Annotated in this window: 14 protein-coding genes; 4 read left to right on the forward strand and 10 right to left on the reverse strand. The window is 70.0% G+C overall.

Annotated features, from left to right (window positions below):
- Positions 1-14 precede the first annotated feature (14 nt).
- From HWX00_RS08815 to HWX00_RS08825, 3 genes are read right to left on the reverse strand one after another with little or no spacing between them, the layout of a single operon-like run.
- Positions 15-311, reverse strand: coding sequence for a helix-turn-helix domain-containing transcriptional regulator (locus HWX00_RS08815; protein WP_049032874.1), 297 nt, complete (start codon positions 309-311; stop codon positions 15-17).
- Positions 308-2,758, reverse strand: a complete 2,451-nt coding sequence (locus tag HWX00_RS08820; protein ID WP_175029044.1) for a flavin-containing monooxygenase — start codon at positions 2,756-2,758, stop codon at positions 308-310. The genes HWX00_RS08815 and HWX00_RS08820 overlap by 4 nt, the downstream gene beginning before the upstream one ends.
- A complete protein-coding gene (locus tag HWX00_RS08825) occupies positions 2,745-4,463 on the reverse strand; it encodes a GMC family oxidoreductase (protein ID WP_175029045.1) in 1,719 nt (572 codons plus the stop codon). Before HWX00_RS08825 ends, HWX00_RS08820 begins: the two co-directional genes overlap by 14 nt.
- 239 nt (positions 4,464-4,702) lie before the next feature.
- Between HWX00_RS08825 and HWX00_RS08830 the strand changes: the two genes are divergently transcribed.
- Together HWX00_RS08830 and HWX00_RS08835 are read left to right on the forward strand one after the other, a co-directional pair.
- Positions 4,703-5,734 (forward strand): AraC family transcriptional regulator, encoded by a 1,032-nt coding sequence (locus HWX00_RS08830; RefSeq protein ID WP_049033181.1) that lies wholly within the window; start codon positions 4,703-4,705, stop codon positions 5,732-5,734.
- 55 nt (positions 5,735-5,789) lie between these two features.
- A complete protein-coding gene (locus tag HWX00_RS08835; RefSeq protein ID WP_034188321.1) occupies positions 5,790-6,299 on the forward strand; it encodes a GNAT family N-acetyltransferase in 510 nt (169 codons plus the stop codon).
- A 20-nt stretch (positions 6,300-6,319) separates the two neighbouring features.
- Here the strand turns inward: HWX00_RS08835 and HWX00_RS08840 are convergent, their stop codons facing one another.
- Both HWX00_RS08840 and HWX00_RS37140 read right to left on the reverse strand, forming a co-directional pair.
- Positions 6,320-7,273, reverse strand: coding sequence for a CgnE/CgnB domain-containing protein (locus tag HWX00_RS08840; RefSeq protein ID WP_175029046.1), 954 nt, complete (start codon positions 7,271-7,273; stop codon positions 6,320-6,322).
- Between the two features lie 58 nt (positions 7,274-7,331).
- A complete protein-coding gene (locus HWX00_RS37140) occupies positions 7,332-7,454 on the reverse strand; it encodes a hypothetical protein (RefSeq protein WP_006766865.1) in 123 nt (40 codons plus the stop codon).
- Between the two features lie 485 nt (positions 7,455-7,939).
- Between HWX00_RS37140 and HWX00_RS08845 the strand changes: the two genes are divergently transcribed.
- Positions 7,940-9,190: a YbfB/YjiJ family MFS transporter gene (locus HWX00_RS08845; protein ID WP_175029047.1), complete on the forward strand. Its 1,251-nt coding sequence runs from the start codon at positions 7,940-7,942 to the stop codon at positions 9,188-9,190.
- Between the two features lie 11 nt (positions 9,191-9,201).
- On the opposite strand, the gene hpaC is transcribed toward HWX00_RS08845, so the two are convergent.
- Positions 9,202-9,747 carry a 4-hydroxyphenylacetate 3-monooxygenase, reductase component gene (gene hpaC / locus HWX00_RS08850; protein WP_034188318.1) on the reverse strand — a complete coding sequence of 182 codons (546 nt, stop codon included), beginning with the start codon at positions 9,745-9,747 and terminating at the stop codon, positions 9,202-9,204.
- A gap of 351 nt (positions 9,748-10,098) precedes the next feature.
- On the opposite strand from hpaC, the gene HWX00_RS08855 reads away from it, so the two are divergent.
- Positions 10,099-10,734 (forward strand): response regulator transcription factor, encoded by a 636-nt coding sequence (locus tag HWX00_RS08855; protein WP_059559628.1) that lies wholly within the window; start codon positions 10,099-10,101, stop codon positions 10,732-10,734.
- Positions 10,735-10,745: 11 nt separating this feature from the next.
- On the opposite strand, the gene HWX00_RS08860 is transcribed toward HWX00_RS08855, so the two are convergent.
- Genes HWX00_RS08860 through HWX00_RS08875 form a run of 4 tightly spaced genes read right to left on the reverse strand, consistent with a single transcriptional unit; the run spans position 10,746 to position 13,612 of the window.
- Positions 10,746-11,489, reverse strand: coding sequence for an SDR family NAD(P)-dependent oxidoreductase (locus HWX00_RS08860; RefSeq protein ID WP_175029048.1), 744 nt, complete (start codon positions 11,487-11,489; stop codon positions 10,746-10,748).
- Between the two features lie 59 nt (positions 11,490-11,548).
- Complete coding sequence (locus HWX00_RS08865) at positions 11,549-12,673, reverse strand: amidase (protein WP_175029049.1); 1,125 nt, start codon at positions 12,671-12,673, stop codon at positions 11,549-11,551.
- A gap of 31 nt (positions 12,674-12,704) precedes the next feature.
- Positions 12,705-13,226: a nuclear transport factor 2 family protein gene (locus HWX00_RS08870; RefSeq protein ID WP_034188590.1), complete on the reverse strand. Its 522-nt coding sequence runs from the start codon at positions 13,224-13,226 to the stop codon at positions 12,705-12,707.
- Positions 13,227-13,234: 8 nt separating this feature from the next.
- The gene (locus tag HWX00_RS08875; RefSeq protein WP_175029050.1) at positions 13,235-13,612 is read right to left on the reverse strand and encodes a hypothetical protein; all 378 of its coding nucleotides are present in this window, start codon (positions 13,610-13,612) and stop codon (positions 13,235-13,237) included.
- Positions 13,613-13,649 lie beyond the last annotated feature (37 nt).

Below are 13,649 nucleotides of genomic sequence, written 5' to 3' on the forward strand. Positions count from 1 at the left end.
CGGGCGCGCGCCGCTCATGCATGCTCCGGCTGGGCCAGGACGACGGACCGGCGCAGGCCGACGGTCTTGAGCACCGCGAGCAGGGTTTTCCGCGTCGGGTTGCCGTTCGGGGACAGCGTGCGATACAGCGATTCGCGGCTGATGCCGGCTTCGGCCGCGACCGCGCCGAGCCCGCCATAGGCTTCCGCGACCGTGCGCAGCGCGAGCAGGCCGGCCGCGCGATTGTCGGGATCGTCGAGCGATTCCATCGCGACGCGCAGATAGGCGACCGCGCACGCGCCGCTCGCCGCGCATTGCCGCCCGATCGTCACGCGCTCGCGGCCACCCGTGCCGACGCAAATCCCGCCAGCGTGCGCAGTGCATCGCGCGCCGAGCGCAGGTAGAACGCCTGCAGATGAAACACGTGCCAGCGCGCCGCGTGAATCTCCAGCCGGCACGGCACGCCGCACGCGCGTGCGTGATCCGCCAGCCGTTGCGCATCCGACAGCAGCACCTCCTGGTCGCCGGCCTGAATCAGCATCGGCGGCAGACCGCGCAGGTCGGTGTCGAGCGGGCCGCGCGCGGCGGTCGAGCCGGCGCCGTGATACCAGCGCAGCCCCTGTTCGAGCCAGCCGCGCCGGATCATCGGATCGTCGCGGCGGCGCGAGGCCAGCGTCGGACCGCCGAGCGCCGGGTCGGTCACGGGCGAGATCAGCAGCAGCGCGGCGGCGGCCGGATCGCCGCGCGCGCGCAGCGCAATGGCGAGTGAGAGGGCCAGCGCACCGCCGGCCGAGTCGCCGGCGATCACGATCCGGTGCGGCGCATGACCCTGCGCGCGCATCGCGTCGTACACGGCGAGCGCATCGTCGAGCGCGGCCGGGCTCGGATGCTCGGGCGCAAGGCGGTAATCGGGCACCCACACCGGCAGGCCGGCATCGTTCGCGAGCCGCGTCGTCACGCCGCGATGCGTATGCGGGCCGCCGAGGCAGAATGCTCCGCCGTGGAGATACAGGATCGCGCCACCCGTGTCGCCGCGTTTCGGCGCGACGACTTCGACCGGCACGTGGTGCGCGGACGTGCGATAGCGCAGCGTGCCGCCGGCACCGGGCATCAGCGGCGACAGCAGCGCGACGACGCGGCGCTGCGTGCGTGCACCGAACGGCGGCCCGATCAGCGGCCGGAACGCAACGCGCAGGAAGCCGCGCAGCGAAGCGGCGGCGAGCGCCTCCAGCCGACCGGCCGGCGGCGCGATCACCGTGCCGTGCGCTGCCGCGGCCGACTCGGGCAACGGGCGCGTGAAGCGGTATGCGGACATGCCGCCGACACGCGTGATCCACCGGTAGGTCAGCGTGAAACCCGGCCAGTTCGTGCTGTTGTGCCCCGCTGCATCGACGTACCAGCTCTTGCAGCCGCTCCAGACCGAACCGGCGAGCCGCTGCTGCACGTGCGCGTTGAAGCGCCGGTAGCGGCGCGTATCGACGTCGATCTCGCGCGCGCCGTCGCGCCGCATCGCCCGCACGCAGCGCATCACGTGCGCGATCTGGCTTTCGAGCATGTAGACGATCGAGTTGTGCCCGAGGTTGGTGTTCGGGCCGTACAGCATGAAGAAGTTCGGGAAGCCGGGCACGGTGAGCCCGAGATACGCCTGCGCGCCGCGTCGCCACGCGTCGTTCAGGTCGAGCCCGTCGCGGCCCGTGATGCGCATCGGCGACAGGAATTCGGTTGCCGCGAACCCCGTGCCGTAGACGATCGCGTCGACCGGATGCTGGACGCCGTCGACGGTTTCGATGCCGTCCTCGGTCACGCGCCGGATGCGTTGCGTGACGAGCGCGACGTTGTCGCGGCTCATCGTCGCGAGGTATTCGCTCGACAGCAGGAGGCGCTTGCAGCCGATCGGGTAGTCGGGCGTGAGCCGGGCGCGCAACGCGGGGTCCGGCACGTCGCGCGCGAGCAGCTTGCGGAACGGCCGGCCGACCGCCACCTTCATCAGCCCGTGCAGGCGCGTGAACGCGATCGCACGCGATTCGTAGCGGGTGTAGATCCACGCGCGATGCAGCTTCATCGCCCACGGCATCCGGCGAAACATCGCCTTTTCCCACGGGCGATACGCGCGGTCGGGACGCGGTATCACGTAGGCCGGCGAACGCTGGAACACGGTCAGCTGCCGCACGCTGCCGGCGATCGCCGGGACGAACTGGATCGCCGACGCGCCGGTGCCGACCACGGCCACGCGCTTGCCGGCGAGCGAATAGTCGTGATCCCAGTGCGCGGAGTGGAACGCGCGGCCGCGGAACGTGTCGATGCCGGGCAGGTCGGGCATCGCCGGGCGGCTCAACTGGCCGGTGCCGCTGACGAGCAGGGCGGCGCTGAGCGTCGTGCCGTCGACGAGCGTGACGTGCCACAGCGCACCGGTTTCGTCGTAGCGCGCGTGCCCGACTTCGGCGCCGAAGCGCAGGTGGCGTGCGAGCCCGTACTTGCGTGCGCAATGCTGCAGGTATGCATGAATTTCCGGCTGCGGCGCGAACACGCGGGACCAGGCCGGATTCGGTTCGAACGAAAACGAATACAGGTGCGAGGGCACGTCGCACGCGGCGCCCGGGTAGCTGTTGTCGCGCCATACGCCGCCGACGTCGTGCGAGCGTTCGACGATCACGAAATCGTGGATGCCGGCGCGTTGCAGCGCGACGGCCATGCCGATGCCGGCGAAGCCGGCGCCGATGATGATCGCGGCAAGCGGTGCGGCGGAGCCGGCGCAACGGGAAGGATCAGGCGACAGCATGGCGGGTTTCCTCGGGCTGGATGACGTCGTGTGCCGCGCGCGCGGCACGGGGGGAATCGCAATCCGTCGCTGTCCTGACGGTCTCGCCGGCATGCGGCCGGTCCGGCACGCGGCGCACGCCGCGCATCAGGTCGACGGCCTTCTCGGCGATCATGATCGTCGGCGCGTTGGTGTTGCCGCCGATCAGCGTCGGCATCACCGACGCATCGACGATGCGCAGTCCCTGCAGGCCGCGCACGCGCAGTTGCGGATCGACGACGGCGAGTGCGTCGTGCCCCATCCGGCAGGTGCCGACCGGGTGATACACGGTGTCGGTGCGCCGCCTCAGCACGTCGCGGATCTCGTCGTCGGTCGTCACGTTCGCGGTGAACAGGTCGCGCGTGATCCAGCTCGCGAGCGCCGGTGCTTCCATCAGCCGGCGCGTGATGCGGAAGCCCGCGACCATGTCGTCGACGTCGCGCGGATCGTCGAAGAACGCGGGGTCGATGCGCGGCGCCGCGAGCGGATCGGCGCTGTTCAGCGTGACCGAGCCGCGGCTGCGCGGCCGCAGCAGGCACACGTGGCACGACAGCCCGTGGCCGGCATGCGGCTTGCGCGCATGGTCGTCGACGAGCGCGACGACGAAATGCAGCTGGATGTCCGGCGCGGCGAGATCGGCGCGCGTTTTCAGGAACCCGCCGCCTTCCGCGAAATTCGACGTCAGCATCCCGCGCCGTTCGCGGCGAAAGCGCGCGAACTCGCGCAGCATCCGCAGGCCGCCGCGTGCGGACACGCCCATCGTGTCGACGCTGCGCGTGCGATAGCCGAAGATGAAATCCGGATGATCCTGCAGGTTGCGCCCGACGCCGGGCAGGTCCGCCAGCACCGCGATGCCGAACTGCCGGAGTGCGCGGCCCGGGCCGACGCCCGACAGCATCAGCAACTGCGGCGTCTGCAGCGCGCCGGCCGCGAGCACGACTTCGCGCCGCGCGCGCAGCGTGCGGACCTCGCCGTGCTGGCGGACCTCGACGCCGATCGCGCGCGTGCCGTCGAACAGGATGCGCAGCACCTGCGCGTGCGTCTCGACCGTCAGGTTGTCGCGGCGGCCCAGATGCGGCAGCAGGTACGCGCGCGCCGCGCTCCAGCGTTCGCCGTGCTTCTGCGTGACCTGGTAGATCCCGATGCCCTCCTGCCGCGCACCGTTGAAATCGTCGGTGAGCGGCAGGCCGGCCTGTCGCGCGGCTTCCAGGTAGCGTGCATGGAACGGGTTGTCGGTGCGCAGGTCGCTGACCCACAGCGGGCCGTCGCGGCCGTGCCATGCATCGTCGAAGCGCTCGTTGTGCTCGCTCAGGCGGAAGTACGGCAGCACGTCGTCGTACCCCCAGCCTTCGTTGCCGAGCGCGGCCCAGCCGTCGTAGTCGACACGATGGCCGCGGATGTAGACCATCGCGTTGATCGCCGACGATCCGCCGAGCGTCCTGCCGCGCGGCTGGTAGCCGATGCGTCCGCCGAGCCCGGGCTGCGGCACCGTGTCGAACGCCCAGTTGTTCAGGCGCGTGGACATCATCGCGACCGCGCCGGTCGGCACGTTGACGAGCGCGCCGTCGCCACGGCCGCCGGCCTCCAGCACGCATACGGTCACGGCCGGGTCCTCGGTCAGGCGCCCGGCGACGACGCAGCCGCCCGATCCGCCGCCGACGACGATGTAGTCGAACGTCTTGCTCATGGAATCGTCTCCTTTGTTCGGTAGTCGATGGATCAGCCGACGGGCGCCGGCACGGGGGCGCAGGCGGCGGGATCGGTCGGGCGGCTCGGTCGCATGGTGTCTCCTCCTGGGGCGATGGCGTCGTTCGGGTGACGACTGGATGACGCCGATGGTGCGGGCCGCACGGGGAAACACCAATGCTGCTTGGGGACAATTGTTTTAGTATTTGGGCCAAATCGGCGCTTCGAGGGTTTCTCCGCATGAGCTTCTGGGATTTCACCCGGAGTCCGGCCAGCGCCCGGCTGCTGGTCGATTTCGGCGACGAACGCGGCGTGCCGCACGCGACGCTGCTGGCCGGTACCGGCCTGGCGGATGCGCAGCTCGACGATCCGAAGGTCGAGGTGACGGCCGCACAGGAGTTGCGGCTGACCGGCAACCTGCTGCGCGCGCTCGGCCGCGCGCAGGGCCTCGGCTTCGAGGTCGGCCTGCGCTATCACTTCTCCGCGTACGGCGTGTGGGGCTACGGGCTGATCGCGAGCGCGACCGGGCGCGACGCGCTCGCGCTGGCGATGCGCTTCCTGCCGCTCACGTATGCATACACCGTCATCACGTACCGCGAGGCGCCCGATACGGGCGTGCTCAACTTCGGCGCGCCGGAACTCGACGGCGACCTGAGCCGGTTCCTCGTCGAGCGCGACATGACGGCTGCTGCCGTGCTGCTGCAGGAAATCGCCAGCGGCGATTTCGCGTTGTCGCGCTTCACGCTGCAGGCCGCGCGTTCACCGTCGCTCGTCGCGCCGCGCATCGCCGGCATCGAGCCGGCCTTCTCGGCGCGCGCGAACAGCCTCGCGTTCGACCGCGCGTTTCTCGACCGGCCGTTGCCGCATGCGAATCCGCTGACGGTGTCGATGTGCGAGCAGATGTGCGGGCAACTCGTCGAAGCGCGGCGCGCGCGCGTGGGCACGTCGGAGATGGTGCGCCAGTACCTGGGCTCGACGGCCGGCGGTGCGCCGTTTTCGCTCGAGGACATGGCGCGGCTGATGAACACGAGCCCGCGCACGCTCAAGCGCCGACTGCAGGAGGAGGGCACGACGTTTCGCACGCTGCTCGCGCAGGCGCGCGGCGCGATGGCCGAGACATTGCTCGGCGATGCGCGGCTGTCGCTCGCGGAGGTGGCCGAGCGGCTCGGCTTCAGCGACCTGTCGAGTTTTTCGCAGGCGTTCAAGCGCTGGTACGGCGTGCCGCCGGGCGCGTATCGCAGTGCGGCGCGGCGGGCCGGCGACCGTCGATGAATCGCGGTACGATCGACCGCTTGCCTGCCGACATCCCCCTCACGAGAGAACCCGCATGATCACGATTCGCCCGATGACCGACGACGATTTCCCGCGCTTCTGGCCGACCTATCGCGCCATCGTCGCCGCTCAGGAAACCTATGCATTCGATCCCGCGCCGACACGGGAAGCGGCGCGCGTGCTGTGGCTCGACGCGCCGCTTTGCACGTGGATCGCCGAGGAGGACGGCGTGGTGCTCGGCTCGTACTACCTGAAGGCGAACGCGGCCGGCCCCGGCAAGCACGTGAGCAACTGCGGCTACATGGTGAGCGAGGCCGCGCGCGGCCGCGGCGTCGCGCGCCTGATGTGCGAACACTCGCAGCAGGTCGCGCGCGAGCGCGGTTTCCTTGCGATGCAGTTCAACTCGGTGGTCGCGACGAACGAGGTCGCGGTCGCGCTGTGGCGGAAGCTGGGATTCGAGATCGTCGGCCGCCTGCCGCGCGCGTACCGCCACGCGCGGCTCGGCTTCGTCGATTGCCTCGTGATGTTCAAGTGGCTCGGCGACACGCCCGCCGCCGAAGCCTGAGCCCGCAAGCCGCCCCGTCGTCAGACGGCGAACGCGCCGTCGAACACGATCCGTTCGTCGAGCGCGAGCGTGCCGCGCGCGAAGATCAGGTCGAGGTGATGGCTGCCGTTTTCGCCGCCGCCGAGCCCGAGATGCAGGCCCGGATGGCGTTCCTCGAACCCGGCGTTGCGGCCGTACAGTCCGCGGATGCCGAGGTTCGTGCCGATGCCGAATTCCTCGATGCGCCGGTGGTTCGCGTGCCGGTCGAGATAGGTCGTGAAATCGCGTCGAAAGCCGGCATCGTCGGTGTCGAAATCGACGATCGTGCTGTTCTCGACCCGCAGCGTCGCGAGCCGCTCGGCCACCTTGTACTTGATCGCGAACGGCACGGTGCCGAGAAACGTGCCGCTGAACACGACCGAGCCGTTCAGGTCGGTCACGTGCGTCGCGATCTCGCCGGGCACGACGTCGAGGTTGCCCATGCCGTCGACGCTCGTCCATTTCTGGTCCGGTGCGAGCGAGCCCGTCAGCGTGTTGCCGGCTTCGTCGATGAAGCGGATCCGTGACGCGCGTGCGGCCGCGTCGATCAACCGGCCGTTGCGTGCGGCGATGTCGTCGAGCGATTCGGCGAAGGCTTCGTCGAGATGCGGGCCGTAATCCTTGAACAAGACCGACTTGCTCCAGTGCTCGACGATCGCGGGGCGGATCGCGGCGAGGAACGGCGGCCCGCTCGGCGAGGGTGTCGGCAGGCACGACGAGTCGTACAGCAGCACGAACAGGTCGGCGTCATTGAGCGCGGCGGCGATGTCGGCGGGCGGGGTGCTTTCGAGGCAGAGGGTCGTGGCGTCGAGCGAATCGGGCAGGGCGGAAAACGCGCGCAACGCGATGTCGCGGTTGCGGGTGTCATGGCCGACCAGCAGTTTTCCCGACTCGCCGCGCGCCAGCTTGTCGTGCAGCGCGGGGTGAAACCCGAGCGCGCGGTGCAGGTTCAGCATGCGTATCTCCGGAAGCGGCGGAAGGGCCGAGGCCCTTCCGCGAGAACGGGTGGCCCGCTCAGACCGGCCAGAGCGCGGTGCCGAACGGCACCACGGCGTCCTCGACCATCATGTCGACGGCCTCGGGGTGCGTGTCTTCCTGCATCCAGTCAAGCAATTCGATCTGCTGGGTGTCCTGCATGTCAATTCTCCTGTGGTGAACATGAGTGATTCAACATGAAAGTGCGGTAGAAAATCTTGCCGCTCCTTGTTCGGTATTTCGTGAATGCCGGACAAGTGGCGTCGATATTAGTCTGATGATTTTGTTAATGCAATGCATTGCGACGTTTTTAGCCAAAGCGTGCTAAACACCGGCATTTTATCGAGGTCGACGGGAAAAGGAGGCCGATAAATAGAATAACGGGACCGACCTGATTTTCCAATTATCGGGATTCCGTTCGATTAATGCATTCGGCCGTTTTTTATAATTCGACGTGCAATGGCGTCGATTATTTCGCATTGCGTGATTCATGAAAGACGATCGCGCACGCGTATCACGCGCATATTGCGCGCGGGCCCGCGTGCGGCGATGCCTCCGGTTTTCTGGCACCATCTGACGATCTTGCGCGATGGCCGCGGCCGCGTGCGCCGTCGTCAGGACGGCATCACAACGATGGAGACGACCCGATGCGTGCAGCGCCGCAACCGGAGCGCGCCGGCCCGACGCAGCCGGCCGCCGGCACCACCGATCCCGACCGCATGGCCGCGTGGCGGCTCGCGATCGGCCTGTCGCTCGGCAGCGCGATCGCGCTCGGCCTCGCACGCTTTTCGTATGCGCTGCTGCTGCCGCCGATGAAGGCCGATCTCGGCTGGACCTTCGCGCAGGCCGGCGCGCTGAATACCGCGAACGCGGCCGGCTACCTGGTCGGCGCGCTGGCGTTTCCGCTGCTATCGCGGCGCTGGCGCGCGGGCACGCTGCTGGCGGCCGGCTGCGCGTTGACCGTGGTGCTGATGGCGACCTGCGGGCTCACGTCCGGCATGCACGCGCTGCTCGCGCAGCGGCTCGCAACGGGTATCGGCAGCGCGCTGATCTTCATCAGCGGCGGCGTGCTGGCCGCGCGGCTCGCGTCGGCGTCGCCGCGCGATGCGGGGCTGCTGCTCGGCCTCTATTACGGCGGTACGGGGTGGGGCATCGTCGCGTCGTCGCTGCTCGTGCCGGCCACGCTCACGCATGGCGTGCACGGCTGGCAGGCCGCGTGGTTCGCGCTCGCGCTCGCCTGCGTGCTGTTCTCGGCGGTGGCCATCGCGGCCGCGCATCGCATCGAGCGCGCACACGCGGCACCGGCGAGGCCGCGCGACGGCACGGCACCGGCGGCAACCGCGCGCGCGGCCCGTTTCGGACTCGCGCTGGCCGGCTACGGCCTGTTCGGCGTCGGCTACATCGGCTACATGACGTTCATCGTCGCGCTGCTGCGCGGCGCGGGCATGAGCGGCACGGTGGTCGCCGCGTTCTACGTGATGCTCGGCGTCGCGACCGTCGTGTCGGCGCGGCTGTGGTCGGGGCTGCTCGACCGGATGCGCGGCGGGCAGGCGCTCGCGGTGCTCAACGCGCTGCTCGGCATCGCGACGCTGATGCCCGCGATGTTCGTGCATCCGGCCGCCGCGTTCGCGTCGGGCGTGCTGTTCGGCGCGACGTTCCTGTCGGCCGTCGCGTCGACGACGGCCTTCGTGCGGCACAACCTGCCGCCCGACGGCTGGGCGAAGGGGATCAGCGCGTTCACGACGGTCTTCGCATTCGGCCAGATCGCGGGGCCGGTCGCGATCGGCTGGGTGTCGGACAGCGCGGGGCTCGCGCGCGGGCTCGTGTATTCGGCGCTGACGCTGTTCGCGGGCGCGGCGCTTGCGGCCGCCCAGCGCGCGTTGCGGACGCCCGCGTAGTCACGCGAACGTCACCGCACGTACGCGGTGCGCGAGACGCGATGAAACGCGCGGCTGAAGTAGATGAGGCTGTCGCCGTCGTCGCGCACGCGGATCGACGTCGCCTCGATGAACATCACCGAATGCGAGCCGACTTCCTTCATGTCGGCGATCGTGCCCTGCAGGCTGGCGAGCGCGTCGCGCAGCACGGGCACGTCCTGCTCGCCCCGATCCCACACGGGCAGTTCGAAACGCTGCGCCATCGGCAGGTCGGTGAGTCCCGCGAAATGCCGCGCGAGCAGCTCGTGCTCGGCCGGCAGCACGTTGATGCAGACGTGGCGGTTGCGCTCGAAGGTCGCGTGCATCGCGCTCGACCGGTTCAGGCACACGAGCAACGTCGGCGGCGTATCGGTGACGGAGCACACGGCGCTCGCGGTGATCCCGCAGCGGCCGTGCGGCCCGGCGGTGGTGATCACGTTGACGGCCGCGCCGAGGTGGGCCATCGCCTGGCGGAAGGCCTTCTGCGTGTCGGTCGGTTCGACGCGTGCCGGTCGCGGGATATCGGTCGTGGAAGACATGGGTGCTCCTGTTGGACGAAGGCGGCGATCGCGTCACGCTGTCGAGGCAGCGCCGGATCGCCGACGATGATCCAAGCGTACGTCGCGAAAATGCGGGCGACCATTCGCACGATTGACGATGGACATGGCGTTCCCGCCAACGCATCTAAAGGTTCTACCTAGATGCGCGCCGCGCCGCGCGAAAAAAGCGCGATTGGGCGGACGTGCGGCACGCAAAAGGGTATTCAGCGGGTTTTCGGCTCGTTATGATGTGCCGCACACCCCCAGCGAACGACGCGCGCGACCCGCCGGCCACCGGCCTGTCGCGCGGCGCGTGCGACACCCATACCGATATTCAGCGAGACACCCGCGATGACGACGTCACCCGCACCGATCGTATACATCGTCGACGACGACGGCGGCATGCGGACGTCGCTCGCGTGGTTGCTCGAATCGGTCGGCATTGCGTCCGAAGGGTTCGCGAACGCGGGCGAGTTTCTCGCGCGCTTCGACGCGAACCTGCCCGCGTGCCTGGTGCTCGACGTGCGGATGCCCGAGAAAAGCGGCTTCGACGTGCAGGCCGAACTGAATGCCCGCGGCGCGACGTTGCCGGTGATCTTCGTCAGCGGGCACGGCGACATTCCGATGTCGGTGCGCGCGCTGCAGAACGGCGCGATCGATTTCGTCGAGAAGCCGTACAACTCGCAGCAGATGCTCGAACGCGTGCAGCGCGCGCTGCGGCTCGCGCAGCAGCGGCACGCGGTGAGCCAGCGCCACCGCGAGCTGCGCCAGCGGCTGGATGCGCTGACCGCGCGGGAGAAGGAAGTGCTGCGCGGCGTCGTGGACGGCAAGGGCAGCAAGCAGATCGCGTCGGACCTGTCGATCAGCGTGAAGACCGTCGACGTGCATCGCGCGAGCATCAAGGAGAAGCTCGGCGCGACGTCGATCGCCGCGCTCGTGCGCGACGTGATGGTCGTGTGGGGCGACGGCGGGGAGTCGTCGCGATAAGCCTGCCGCGCTCAGCGCATGTACAACCCGCCGTTGATGTCCCAGCACGCCCCGTTGGCGAAGTGCGCGTCGCCCGACGCGAGCAGCACGGCGGCATCCGCCACGAAACCGGCCGACCCGAGCTTGCCGCCCGGCAGGCTCGCGAGCACCTGGCGCAGCTTCTCCGGCGCGACGCTCTCGTACACGATCGGCAGGTCGAGCGGGCCCGGCGAGATCGCGTTGACGGTCACGCCCTGCGCGGCGAGGTCGCGCGCGAACACCTTGGTCAGCGTCAGCGTGCCGCCTTTCGCGGCCGCATAGTGCGCGCCCGTCGCCGAGCCGCCGTTCTGTCCGGCGAGCGACGCGATGTTGACGATGCGGCCCGCGCCGCGCGCCGCGAAGTACTGGCCGAACACCTGGCAGCCGAACAGCACGCTGCGCAGGTTCACGTCGATCACCTGGTCGAACTGCTCGGCCGTGATCTCCATGGCCGGCACGACCTTCGAGGCGCCCGCATTGTTGACGAGCACGTCGATCGTGCCCCAGCGTGCGACGAGCGCATCGCGCGCGGCTTCGAAATCGCGTTTCGACGTGACGTCGAGCGGCAGCGCGATCGCGCGGGCGCCGCTCGGGTCGAGGTCGCGTGCATGCGCGCGAACGGCGTCGGCGGCGATATCGGCCAGTGCGACGCGGTAGCCGGCTGCATGGAAGCGCTCGGCAATGACGGCGCCGAGCCCGCGCGCGGCGCCGGTGACGATGACGACTCGATCTGACATGGTGCGTGGTTCCCTGGTTCGCGGGCGCATGCCGGTGGAAGCGGCGCCCGTATCGTGGTTCATGCGGCGAGGGCCGCTTCGAAGTGCGCCGCGATCGCGCAGACCTGTTCGTCCGCGCCCTTGCGCCCGACGATCTGCAGGCCGGCCTTCAGCGGCGAACCGGCGAGCGGCAGCGGCAGGCTGAGCGCCGGATGGCCGCTCAGGTTGAACGGCCGGATCAGCGACGACATCGCGATGACCGACACGCCGTCGCGTGCCTGCTGCAGCGTGATCGGCAGCGCGGGCAGCGTCGGCAGCACCAGCACGTCGGCGTGCTCGAGCGCGGCATCGACCTGCGCGGTGAAGCGTGCGCGGACGGTTTCGGCTTCGGCGAGCGCGGCCGGTGTCGTCGTCGCGGCCATGCGCAGGCGCGTATCGAGATCGGCGCCGAGCCGGCCCGTCGCGACCAGATGACCGAACGCGCGCGACGTTTCCGCGTTGATGACGGTGAGCCCCGCCGCGAACGCGGCCGGCATGTCGTCGAGCACGACGGCGTGCGCGTGCAGGCCCGCGGCGCGAACGGCCGCATCGAGCGCGGCCGCGATGGCCGGATCGGCTTCGACCGTGACGTGCGCGACGGTAAAGCCTGCCGCGGATGCCGCGGCCTGCGCACGATCGAAGCCCGGTGCGATCGCGGCCATCACCGCGGCCAGCGTGCGGATATCGCGCGCAAACGGCCCGACGCAATCGAGCGTCGTGTCGGCGGGCGCGACGCCGCGGCGCGATACGCGGCCGAACGTCGGCTTCAGGCCGGCCACGCCGCAGCACGCGGCCGGCCCCCGGATCGAGCCGCCGGTGTCGGTGCCGAGCGCCGCGTCGACGGCGCCGAGCCCGACGAGCGACGCGGACCCGCTCGACGAGCCGCCGGGAATGCGCGTCGCATCTTGCGGATTGACGGGCGTGCCCGTGTAGTCGTTGATGCCGGTCATGCCGAACGCGAGCTCGTGCATGTTCGCCTTGCCGGCAATCTGCCAGCCGGCGTCGAGCAGCAGGCGGACCACGTCCGCGTGATGTGCGGCCGGCGGCGCGTCGGCGAGCGCGCGGCTGGCCGCGCGGGTCGGATGGCCCGCGATGTCGATCGTGTCCTTGATCGCGATCGTGGGGCCGGGGCCGCCCAGCGTGAAGGTGTCGATGAAGCCTGTCATGGTCGGTATCGCGCGAAAGCGGTGGAATGGATCAGGACCGTGGCGCGGCGGCGAGCGGCCACGGGCCGTCGAGTACGCGTTCGGTGCGGAAATGACGGATCAGCCACGCGGAGCCGCTGGCCGCCGGCGCGAAATCGACGGTCAGCCGCGCGGCGATCAGCTCGGCCGAACCGTCCGCATAACGCGACGCCTGCAGCATGATCCAGCGGCCGCGCGCGCGCGTGTTGCCGGCGCCGATCTCGATCGACTCCGACGTCAGGAAGTGCAGGTTCGCCGCGAAATGCGGGTCGGGCGGCAGGTAGCGGCCCAGCATCGCGACGATCGCGGCGGTGCCTTCGAGGCGGCCGAACTTGCGCGCGTAGTGCGGGCCGATGCCTTCCCACACGGCGTCGGCGGTGAACAGTTCGGCGAGCGACGGGCCGTCGCCGGCATCCTCGGGCACGTCGCACAGCGCCATGTAGCGCGTGAGCGTCGCGCGGACCGCGCGCTCGGCGTCGAGCGCGGCCAGGCGCTGCACGAGCGCATCGATCGGGTCCGGCGGCAGGTCGCTCATCGCGCGCCTCACGCCGCGGGCTTCCCGGCCGGCGGCACGGTCAGCGCGCGGCCGACGCGCGCCTCGATCTTGCCGTAGCGCCACAGGTTGTATTCGCCGACGGGCGTCGTGCGATACAGGTTGCATACGGCGACCGTCGTGTCGAAATCGGCGACGTCGGCCATGATGTAGAACGTCCACGGCGCGCCGTCGGCCTGGCCGACCACGAGGCGGTCGTCGTCCATCACGCCGAGCACGCGCACGCCGGGCATCGCTTCGACGGCCGCGAGCATCGCACCGTACGCCTGCCACACTTCGCCGATCTTCTCGCGCGGCAGGTCGAAGAAGTTCTGCGACACGCCGCAGCAGAACAGGACGCGCAGCGGCAGCGGATTCGGGTCGGACATATCGGGCTCTCCAGAGGAATCGATGGGGCGCATGAAT

It is taken from the genome of Burkholderia seminalis DSM 23518 (genome assembly GCF_902832885.1).
GTDB lineage: Bacteria > Pseudomonadota > Gammaproteobacteria > Burkholderiales > Burkholderiaceae > Burkholderia > Burkholderia seminalis.